This is a genomic window from Flavihumibacter sp. CACIAM 22H1, assembly GCF_001601815.1.
Classification (GTDB): Bacteria; Bacteroidota; Bacteroidia; order Chitinophagales; family Chitinophagaceae; genus Flavihumibacter.
Window position 1 is genome coordinate 65,215 of record NZ_LUKG01000012.1, and the last position, 11,711, is coordinate 76,925.

General features: G+C 47.1%; 7 protein-coding genes. All 7 read right to left on the minus strand.

Annotated features, from left to right (window positions below; translation table 11 throughout):
• The coding region (locus tag A1D16_RS05820) for a family 43 glycosylhydrolase (protein WP_290708344.1) at positions 1-1,768 on the minus strand (1,768 nt) is incomplete at its 3' end.
• A 10-nt stretch (positions 1,769-1,778) separates the two neighbouring features.
• The gene (locus A1D16_RS05825) at positions 1,779-3,470 is read right to left on the minus strand and encodes a GMC family oxidoreductase (protein WP_290708345.1); all 1,692 of its coding nucleotides are present in this window, start codon (positions 3,468-3,470) and stop codon (positions 1,779-1,781) included.
• 48 nt (positions 3,471-3,518) lie between these two features.
• On the minus strand, positions 3,519-4,679 hold the full coding sequence (locus A1D16_RS05830) for a Gfo/Idh/MocA family oxidoreductase (RefSeq protein WP_290708346.1): 1,161 nt from the start codon (positions 4,677-4,679) through the stop codon (positions 3,519-3,521).
• A gap of 15 nt (positions 4,680-4,694) precedes the next feature.
• Complete coding sequence (locus A1D16_RS05835; protein WP_290708347.1) at positions 4,695-6,047, minus strand: glucoamylase family protein; 1,353 nt, start codon at positions 6,045-6,047, stop codon at positions 4,695-4,697.
• Between the two features lie 14 nt (positions 6,048-6,061).
• On the minus strand, positions 6,062-7,732 hold the full coding sequence (locus A1D16_RS05840) for a glucoamylase family protein (RefSeq protein ID WP_290708348.1): 1,671 nt from the start codon (positions 7,730-7,732) through the stop codon (positions 6,062-6,064).
• 1 nt (position 7,733) lies between these two features.
• Positions 7,734-9,179, minus strand: coding sequence for a glycoside hydrolase family 30 beta sandwich domain-containing protein (locus A1D16_RS05845; protein ID WP_290708349.1), 1,446 nt, complete (start codon positions 9,177-9,179; stop codon positions 7,734-7,736).
• A gap of 10 nt (positions 9,180-9,189) precedes the next feature.
• The coding region (locus tag A1D16_RS05850) for a VCBS repeat-containing protein (protein WP_290708350.1) at positions 9,190-11,711 on the minus strand (2,522 nt) is incomplete at its 5' end.

Here is an 11,711-nt window from a genome sequence, read left to right on the forward strand (position 1 = left end):
CTTTTTTTTCTTTGCTTTTATCTACCAGCAGGGTCCATTTTTTCCCATCTAATGAACTATAGAGTTTATACTGGTGAAAAATATCGGTTTGTTTTCCCAGGAAAGCTGCATCCTGATCGGCATAATTCAGTTGAATAGCGTGGACGGAGGATACAGCGCCCAGATCGGTCTGAATCCATTCTCCGGCATTAGCTGTTTGGGCACTCCAGTAGGTTTTAATAGATTCATCAACCGCATTATTTGCTGTATAACTACCCAGTGTAGACGAAACCTGTACCGGTTTTTTATAGTTCAGCAGCATCCAGCCGGTGAAGCGGCTTTTCAGGTGATTGGTTTCGCCATTCGGCAGGTAATGCGGATAATCTCCAAAAGCCGTATTGCAATACATAACGCCGTCTTCATCAAAGCCGGCCGGCCAAATTCCGTTGCGCCGTTCAAAGGTATTTTTAACATTAATACCCATCGTGGACACATGCCAATAATTTTTCCAGGGATCCTGGTAGGTAGCGCCATGGCCAGCACCGCGGGCAAATCCGCCCGGCTTAAAGCTGACCGGATCAGATTGAGGTGTAAACGGTCCCAAGGGCGAATCACCTACCACTACGCCATCTGCATACCCGCTCATTTCGGTACCCGGGCCACCCCATTGCAGGTAATACTTACCCTTGTGTTTGGTCATCCAGGCTCCTTCAATAAATCCATCGAGAAAGGTATTATCCATATATTCTCCAAATCGATGCCAGCCATACCGCCAGTCTTCCAGGAAATATTGTTCCTTTCGGGTGCCAATCGGTTGAAATGTTTTGCGATCCAGTTCTATTCCATAAAGCGGGTACCGGTTGCTGCTGCCATTGTACATATAAAAACGGCCGTCGTCGTCCAGAAAAAAAGCGGGGTCCCAACCACCGATCTCCAATGAATCAAGCGCTTCTTTCCATTCATTGCCTTTGGGATTGGTGCTCATCCATAAAGGAAAATTGCTGCTGTAGGTAGACCCGAAAACCAGCATGGTATCACCTATTACCACTGCTGCGGGCGCACACAATTCATCATAAACTTTATGGGAGGGTTTTAGAAATTTCCGAGCTACGAAATTCCAGTTCAGCATATCGGCACTCCACCAATAGCCCCATTGATTGGTGGAGAATAAATAATAGTCTCCCTTGTACGTCACAATCACCGGGTCGGCAGTTGCGCGGTGTCTTCCCCATTCGCTGAAATTAGGTATAGGCGTATACCCATAATCAAGATTGATAGGATTACAATACGTGCTTTGTGCCAGCACAGTAGCCGGCGCTGATTTTTTCTGTGCCGGTGAGCAGAGCGGTAGAACTAAACCTAAAAGCAGCGGAATTTTAGTTGAAAAAAATTGCTGATCGAGGCTGTATTTACCCGAGCCCCGGAAAAAGAACAATAAGCCCAGTAATACAAATAAAAAAGGATGCTGATCGCCATACCAGATCTTCCCGTTTCCCAGGATGAAGGCGATGAACAGCATGGTACCGATCATGGGCCAAACTGCCAGCCGGGTAAATAATCCAAGGGTTAACAGGATACCAGACAATAGCTCTGCCGCTTTTCCTGTATACACCAATGTGCTGGCAGTGCCGGCAGACAAGTATGTCAGCCAGCCGGCATACTCCGTCATTTTTGACGCATCAAATACCTCCCAGCCATGATAGGTCATAAGTAATCCGGTTACTATGCGAACCAATGCCCAGCCGGGCTCCAGCAGAATCGTTTTTTGGGGAGAGAAAAAATGGCTCATGTAGGTCGTTTTATAAATTTCCTTTTTTCAGTTCCTCAACTGCATGCTGTACTGCCCGTGCAGCAAATGCCATATACAAAATCGAGGGACTTTGATTGCCGGTGCTTGTCATACAGGCCCCATCCGTTACAAATACGTTTTTACAAAGGTGTAATTGATTCCATTCGTTCAGCAGGGAGCTGGACGGATCCTTACCCATTCGAACGCCCCCCATTTCATGTATATCAAGGCCCGGCGCCTGCCGGCTATCGTGTGCTTCCAGGTTTTTTACGCCCATGGATTCGAGCATGAGTTTACCTTGTTCCAGGAAATCCTGCAACATTTTTTCATCATTCTCGTCGTAGGATACATCGGTCACCAACAGGGGAATACCCCAGGCATCTTTTTCTGTAGGGTGTAAATACACCCGGTTGCTTGCTTTGGGAATTGTTTCTCCCTGCATATACATATAAATACGCCAGGGGCCTGGTTCGGTAAGCGTTTCTTTTAATTCGGCGCCTATTTTTCCCGGATGTGCTGCAGCATCTGTCCACGGGCGATAAGCGCCCGTGAAGATGACATAACCGCCCAGGAAGTCCATTTCTTTTTTTCCGAGGTTTCTGAAATTCGGGATAACACATTCGGCTGGCCGGCGACCCTTGTAATAACCTGTTTCAAAACCGGGCATTTCGCCATTCATATACCCCCTGTAGTTATGAAAACAGATAAACCTGCCCAACAGGTCATGATCATTCCCCAACCCGTTGGGAAACCGCTTAGACCGGCTGTTGAGTAAAATAAGGTTGGTATTGAGTGCAGAAGCATTCAGGAATACAAGGGAGGCAAAATAATCGATCTGTTGCTTACTAACGGCATCAATTACCCGAACGCCGATGGCTTTTTTCTGTTGTTCGTCATAAAGTATGGAATGCACCACCGAATCCGGGCGAATGGTTAGATTCCCGGTTTTTTCTGCCCAGGGCAGGGTGCTGCTGTTGGAGCTGAAATATCCTCCGAAAGGACATCCGCGCATGCAAAGATTTCTGTTCTGGCAGCTTCCTCTGCCCTGCTCCTGGTGTATGGGTGCAGGCTCTGTCAAATGCGCCCATCTTCCGGAGATCAGGTGCCGCTGCCATTTTTCCCAGAGCTGTTGCTGCATATGTTTTTCAACGCAGTTGAGTTCATAGGCCGGCAGAAATTCGCCATCGGGCATAGCGGCAATATTATCCTTGTTACCACATATACCTACAAATTTTTCTACATGGCTGTACCAGGGTGCAATGTCTTTATACCGGATTGGCCAGTCAACCGCAAAACCGTATTGTTTGGGTGCATTAAATTCATAATCGCTCCAACGCTGGCAGCTTCGGCCCCAGGTTAAGGATTTGCCGCCAACCTGGTATCCCCGAATCCATTCAAATGGCTTTTCCTGCACATACGGATGGTCAGCGTCTTTAATGAAGAAATGCTGTGTATCTTCTGCATAGCCGGCGGCTTTGCTGATCAGCGGATTCTCCGTTCGCTGCTTATGGGTAATTGCGCCGCGGTGCTTAAACTCCCAGGGATGATTATTCATGCCGGGATAATCCTTCAGGTGTTTCACCATCCGGCCCCGCTCCAGCACCAGGGTTTTCAGCCCTTTTTCGCACAGCTCTTTGGCGGCCCAGCCTCCGCTGATGCCGCTTCCCACTACAATAGCGTCGTATGTTCGTTGTTCGCTCATAATTTCTATTTACCGGAAGGGTGGCAGCCGACCGATGGCGAAGGGAAGTTAAACAATTGGCCAGCGGAAGCTGGATTGGAGACTGATTTTTTGACCGGTTTGTGAGGAAGCGCGGGCCGACTCAATGATATCCAGAACATGCAATGCATGTTCCGGAGAAATCAGTGGTTCGTTTTTTTCAAGCAATGCAGCAGCAATTACGGTTGCTCCTTCCTGCCATACATAGGAACCCGGATCGGGCACATGCCGTACCGGTGCAGGTGCCTCCATAGTGGCCAGATCAACCCCAAAAGGCGCCCAATCATAACCTACCAATCCCATATTTCCTTTTGATCCCCAGATGGAAATCGTATGCCTGTCCTGCCCTTTTCCCCCATGCCCATACGGATCAAAATAGTTAAACCCACTTTGCACGTGAGATAACACACCACCGGCATGTTCCAGAATAAGCATGGCATTATCCTCTGCTTCTACTTTTATTTTTCCTTTGTTATCGACCGTTCTTTCCGGTGTTACGATGGTAGTCATAGCAATGACCGATTTGGCTGGGCCCAGTAAACCCGTAAGGGTTGCCAGGTTATAGACACCGAGGTCTGGTAAACTACCGCCCCCTTTTTCATAGAAAAAAGCCGACCAGCTTGGTCCTTCGTGTCCGTAATGAGCGTGTGCAGCTGCTAAGCGCCCGAGTTTGCCTTCCTGGATCGTTTTACTCATAAAAGCAAATTGCGGGCTGTTTACCACCGCCGGCGCCCCCCAGATACGAAGCCCTTTGGCGCGCGCCTGCTCCAGTAATGCCCGGCCTTCTTTATAGGTATTGGCCATTGGCTTTTCGCTCCATACATGTTTGCCTTTGGTAAGTGCTATTTTATTGAGCCTGCCATGTTCCTGCATATCGGTCAGGTTCACCAGCAGATCAAAGGGAGCTCCAGCCAATTGTTTATCTATATGATCGTACACGTTGGTCACCTTATATTCAGCTGCCCGGTTTTTTGCCCGTTCCATAATAATGTCGCAAAGGCTCACCAACTCCACATGCGGTGATTTTGCCAGGTGCGGCAGGTATTGTCCGGATACGCTTCCACACCCGATAATACCTATCTTCATTTTCTTATTTTCCAGGAGAGCAACCGCCTCTACCGAAGACAGCAGGATTGCTGCTCCTGCCAATGCAGACTGCTGAAGGAATTGCTTACGCGAAAGATTTTTCATATGTCAAGTTTTAACCTATTTCAGATAAGGGCTTTCAAAGCCAAGTTTTTTTAATCCCTGCTGTACCTCGGGGCAAGACATGAACAATTTCCAGATTAAACCTGAGCGGTAGTTTTCAATCATTACAATAATAGGGCCCTGATCAATTGCCAGATGACTGGAAGCATACCAGCCTTGCCCTTCATTAAACGCATCTACAAAACCGTAAGCCGACCAGATTTTATCGCCCAGGTTCTCGTAAAAATGACGCAGCGCCTGCATAGAATACTCCGGTGTATAGGGAAATGCCGACAAGGCCGCAGTGGGTGTAATAGTTCCCTTATCATTGGTAGGGGAATGTGCATCATAGCCGTTATACGTATCACTGGCTGTTAAGCCCCAGCATTGCGGGCCATAACCTTTGAACTGATTTGGATTTCTGATACAGTGCTCGCGGTTAATGAGGGTATGATTTCTGTTTTGCAACCAGTAATCGGCATAACGATCTTTAAGTCCGCGCGGATCCAATCCTAAAAATGAATAGTGCGAAAAAAACAGCGGGCCGCCATAATCAAAACCAAGCGGTAAAGGAATACCATAAAACTCCTTCCCATTTTTGAAAAAATTACTTTGCGCCCAACCGTTGTGATAAACCGCTGCACTAACCGGGTACCGATCAGCAGAAGCTGCCAGCACATACATAATGAGGCATTCATTAAATCCGCGTACGGCAAAATTCATAGCCCAGCCATTATTGGGGCTCCAATGCCAGAATAATACCTCCTGGTTATTGGTAAACCAGTTCCATTCAATATCGTTCCAAAGCCAGTTGATGCGATTTCTCAATTCCTGTTCCACCACATTATTGCCGGTAAAATACTGGCGGGCTGCCAGCAGGCCCTGGAACAGAAAAGACGATTCGACCAGATCAGCCCCATCGTCTTTTCGGCTGAAGGGGATCGTTTTCCCCGTTTCACCATTTAACCAATGCGGAAACACGCCGTGGTAAGCGTCGGCCTTTGCCAGAAAACGAACCATTTTCAAGAGGAAACGGGCAGCCGTATCACGCGGTATCCACTTGCGTTCCGTAGCAACGATTACGGCCATAATTCCAAAACCGGATCCTCCGGTAGTAACCACTTCTCCCCCATAATTAAAAGACTCATTACTCCGTTCTCTTGCCAACCCCGAAACCGGGTGCGCAAAATCCCAGAAATACCGAAAGGTTTGACGCTGAACCAGGTCTAGCAAGGCAGTATCCGAAAGATCACGGGGACGATCCATTGCTGAAAAAACGGGCAGTTTTGCCGGCTTTTTTTTCTGCGCAAAGAGTGCCCCATTCACCCATAGCAAAAGGAAAATGATGCAACTAACAGCTCTTGTTGTCATAGTGTTCCTTTGAATTATAAATAAGGCGCTGTAAAGCCCAGTTTTGTTAAAGCTGCCTTTACTTCAGGCGCCGAAGTAAACAGGTTCCAGAGTAAACCGGTGCGGTAATTTTCAATCATAACAATAATGGGGCCCTGGTCAATGGCAAGGAAACTATCTGCAAACCAGGGCTGATGCAAGGCGAATGCATCAATAAAACCATAGTCTTTGAATAATTTATCGCCCAGGGTATAGTAATAAAATTTAAGGGCCTGCATAGATTCCACGGGGGTATAAGGAAAGGAGGATAATGCAGCCGTAGGTGCAATAACCCCCAGGTCATTGGTAGGAGAGCTTGCCGAATAACCTGTTGGAATATCACTGGCTGACAACCCCCATACCTGCGCACTGTAGCCATAATATTTTTTCGGATTCTCCAGGCTATGCTGGTAGTTTATCTGAGCATGGTGTTTGTTTTGCAGCTCATAATCTGCATAGGCATCTTTTAACCCTATCGGATTAATTCCTAGAAAAGAATACTGAGATAAAAACAAGGGGCCACCAAACGGTTCTCCCAATGGCAAGCTGATACCATAATAAGCAGCTCCATTTTTCATTGCCCCTTCCCTGGCCCAGCCCTTATCATATACCGATTTCGGAATTGCATGGGTTGGTGATCCGGCAGCCAGTACATAGGTTACCAGGCATTCGTTCCAGCCCCTGATGGGCAGGTTCATATCCCATCCATAATCAGGGCTCCAATGCCAGTAGAGCTGATCGCCGTTATCTCTTCGAAACCAGTCCCATTCTACTGCTGCATACAGGTCGGTTATTGCCGAGCGCAGGTCGGTTTCTGCCGCCGTACCGGCATCAAAATAGGATCTTGCTGACAGTAATCCCATCATCAGAAAGGAGGTTTCCACCAAATCAGCCCCGTTATCTTTCTGGCTGAATGGCTGGGTAAGGCCCGATGCGCCATTTATCCAATGTGCAAATGCACCATGGTATCGTATGGCTTTTGTTTCCAGGAAATTTACAATGGTTTTAATACGGTCAAGGCCCTGTTGCCGGTTAATAAATCCTCTTTCCACCGCAGCCAGCATAGCCATAATACCAAAGCCGGTACCACCTGTTGTTACGATATCGCCTGAGCTGTTGCGTTCTCTTGCCATACCGCTAACCGGGTGCCCGAAATCCCAGAAATACCGAAAGGTTTGTTGCTGCACTTTCGTAAGCAGCGCCTCGTCTGAAAGCGTTGGAAACTTAGCGGAAGAATCGATAGAGGTAAGCAGTGTTTTATTGATAACGGAAATGAAACGCCCCCCGGATGCCGATTTAATGGAATTATTCAAAGAAAACCGGTAGCTGGTTAGAAAGGCAAGTTTTGAACTGGCCGTAATAAGCAAGACCGAATCATTGTTTTGGAAGCTGCTGGTAAATACGGGTGCTGAACCGCCAGCTGGTGCCGACCACACAATTGCACCGGCAACGGATTGCTTATCGATCGGTTCGGTAAACTGAATACGGATCGAGGGCTGCAGCCGAACATCAAACGTGTTATCTTCCAGCGCACGGCCATCTATCGTAATCGAACGCACAGCCACCTGGCGTTGCACAGGTGCCGGGTTACCGGAATCACCGGAAGATTTACCGCAGGCCGCCAGTAGCAGCATTAGGCTCAGCCATAGAACAATAGTAGGTTTCATGTTACCAGATATAAGTGGCCACTGCGCCTGCAGGCAGTGAAGTAAATGCCAGTTTTCCTTTGTATTTGATATTGAAGCCAGCAGGACTACCTGATTCATTGACGATCAGCATTACTTTTTTACCATCGGGTCGTTTAAATACCACGTTGGCCAGATTTGCTACGGCATTACTGGCTATGCGTGCTGACCCGGCGGGAATAAATTTGGACGCATGGGCAACAATATAATAGCTGACATTTCTTGTAAACGAAGCGCCGGTAATGGTCAGTGCTCCTTTACATTCTGTACATCCACCAGGTGTATGCGGCCCAAAGGTTGCGTCATTGGCCAGGTTCCATTCCAGCGCTATTTTGCTCCAGTTACGCATAGAACCGATCATAACATTTTTTACATGCCATTTTAAATCACCCCCGAAATCTCCCTTGGATGAAGTCCATTGCTCGGTAAAATAAAGCGCTTTATCAGGATGCGCGGATTGCACCGTGCTAAGTGCGCTGATATCGCCGGCATAAAGATGAAATGCAGAGCCGTCAACAAACTTTTTGGCTTCCGGATCATTTAAAATAGTGATCGGGTACGCCGGGTTGTCACAATTATGGTCCCAGATCACAATTTTTGTTTGAATCCCTGCTGTTTTAAACGCTGGCCCCAAATGATTCTTAACAAAATCGGCCTGTTGCTCTGCCGACATTACCAGGCTGGGATTATTTCCGCCGTGCTGGGGTTCATTTTGAATAGTTACAGCATCTATCGTAATACCCTTTGCCTTCATAGCCTCAATGTATTTAACGAAGTAACGGGCATACGTACTGTAATACTGCGGAAGTAAACTACCACCGATAGATTTTTTATTGTCTTTCATCCAAACCGGCGGACTCCAGGGCGATCCCATAATTTTTATAGCCGGATTAATAGCCAGAATTTCTTTTATTACCGGGATTAAATCAACCGTATCCTTACTCAACGAGAATTTTGTTAACTGCGGATCGGTTTCGCCTTCCGGCAGGTCGTTATAACTGAATACTTCCGCACTTAAATCGGAAGCGCCGATACTAACTCTTAAATAACTAATGCCGATTCCGGTTGAGCCGGTTCCAAATAATTCCTGCAAAAGGGCGTTTTTAGCGCTGCCCATAGAATTCAGCAGGTAGGCACTGGCACCCGTTAGCGTATAACCAAACCCATCAACCTGCTGGTAACTGGTGGCAGAATCCACTTCAATTACCGGGTACACATTGGTTGTATCGGCAAAATAAATAACGGTGTTTTGTTTTTTCAATAATTCCGACTGGTCAGCTTTGGTGAGCCACATATCCACTTCGTTGGCTTTTGAAGGTGGGGTAACAGGAGGATCGATCGTTGCACCCGGACTATTCTGAGAGCAGGCACCTGTTAAGGTCAGGAGCGCAGCACCTGCCATCTGAATCATTAATCGCACAGATATCATAGCTGGAGTTTTAAGGCTGTTCAGCCGATTTAAAAAATAAAGGCGTTTCATTATTTCGGCCAACCAGGAGCAGCGGAGCTGCTTTTCCTGATTTCAACCATTTCATTGTTCGGATTTCACCATTTATACCCGGGATCAGACCCGAAAATTTTAAGCGGTTATTTTCAGTGGCGGATAAAACCGAGGGCTCTAACCCGTCATATCTTCCTTCATAAGGAATGGTACCATAAAAATTTCCACCCGCCAGCCAGTGAGCAGCATCCAGTTCAACAAAGGAAAAAACAGGTGATAATTGAAACTGGTCGGGCAGGTCCTGTCTTGTAAAGCCCCCCTTACCATCGTTGATAAAAACAGAAGAGGCCAGCACTTCTGCCTTTTTTTCAAGGTAACCGGTAAACAGATCATAAAACATAAACTGTACCGATTTACCAGCCACTTCACTGTATTTTAAATAGGCTTTTTTAAGTACGGGAAGGGCTCTTTCCAGTTCATCCTTGGCCAGGAATGTATATTCTTCTCCTTTGATGGAATAGGTCAGGATCTGTTCGGTAGACCCGTTTTTATCAAAATCCTTAATGTATAATTTCAGTGGGCCGTCCTTCCCGGCATAGAATTTATTATTCAATCCCCAGTTACCGGCCAGCAGGTCGGGGTAACCATCTCTATTAACATCTGCAATGGTAAGCGATTGCCATAAGCCGGTGCTGGCGGGCAAATCAGTGGCAACAAATTTTCCTTTATTATTCAGGTAAATTTTTACCGGCATCCATTCGCCGGCCAGTACCAGATCGGGCCAGCCATCTTTATTAAGATCGGTAAACGCTGCCGTTGTAACCATGCCAATTGTATCGAGTGGAGCAATTGCCGCATCTGCTTTAGTAAAGCTGCCTTTTCCATCGTTTACCAATAAATAGGACGATTGGGGAAGTCCGTAAATTTTTGCATCGGATAAACCACCCACCAATAAATCCAGGTCGCCGTCTTTATCAAAATCAGCGCTCTGCACACAGGATTTATTCAGAAGCAATGCAGGAATGGCATCCTGGGCGGGGCGAAGGTTTCCTTTCCCATCGTTCAGGTAAAAATGATCGGCCAGGGCTGGGTGGTTGGCATCGTATTCGTTTCCGCCGCTTACAACGTATAAATCAGGATAGGTATCGTTGTTAGCATCAAAAAACAGCGCTGCAGTTTCCTCGCTTGCCACTGCGGCACTAAAATCTGAACCGCTTGATGCGCGAAACTGGCCGGGAGTTACCTGTATAAATAACTGGCCTGCCTGCCCGGATGCACCGCCTATATAAAAATCATCCAGCCCGTCCAGGTTGATATCTGCCACCGCCAGCGCCGGCCCCAGCGTGGAGAGTTGGTGTGGAATCAGGTACTGTTTATTCTGGTCGAAAAAAATATTTTCCTGGTGTTTCCAGGTCAGCCCGTTGGGTGAACTTATCTTTTGCAGAACCGGTGGCGGCGGTGCGAAAAACGAATCGTACCGAAATACTCCGCCCGCATAAATTTCCTGGAACTCCAGGTCGCCTTTTGCAGGCACATTCCGCACCAATTGAAACTTCTGACTAGGCCATACTATCAGCAGGCTGTCGATATACCGAAGGCTATCTATCCCAAAATGCAATACGGGTTCTACGGAAGACTGAAAGCCACGGGTAAGCGAGAGTTGCTGGTATTGCATTTTGCCATTGTAGAACAGCCATACTTTGGCACCAATACCAAACCGGTTGGCCTCCTTGCCTTTAAGGTGGATCTCAAGCGAATATTTATCTGGGTGATTGTTCTTTAATACCAGGGCTTTCCCATTAAGGCAGTTAACCACCATATCTAACCTTCCATCATTGTTGAGGTCGGCATAGGAAGCGCCATTGAAATAACCGCTTAACCGGGCGGTACCCCAGGCCTCACTTACGTCTTCAAACTTCAGTACACCATCGCCTTTGTAAAAATAAGGGTGAGAGGCCCCATCGGGCATTTCAGCAATGGCTTTACTATCTAATTCCGATAAATTTTTTTCATCTGTTTTTGCAACCAGGTCAGATACAAACCGGATATAATCCATATCAACCGGCCGTTTCACGATGCCGCTTGAAATGAACAGGTCTTTATTTCCGTCGTTGTCAAAATCGGCAAACAAAGGCGACCAGCTCCAGTCGGTTGCGGCAACCCCGCTGATAAGGGAGGTTTCACTAAAACTTTCTCCTTTGCCATTATTTACCTGCAGGCAGTTTTTAGAATATTGGTGTTGGTATCCGTGCCTGGTTAATTTGAATTTGTAGGTATCGGCATTTTCGTCGCTGCCGTAGGTCTTCAGTACTTTTTCATCCTGCGGCAGCATATCCACCGTTATAATATCGGGCAGGCCATCGTTGTTGAAATCGTTGATATCATTACCCATGCTGAAGCGGCTGTAGTGGCGAAAATGATCTTGCCCGCTTTCAACAAAACGCCCATCTCCGGTATTGATGTAATAATAATCGTTCTCATGAAAATCGTTGCCTACATAAATATCGTCCCATCCATCCT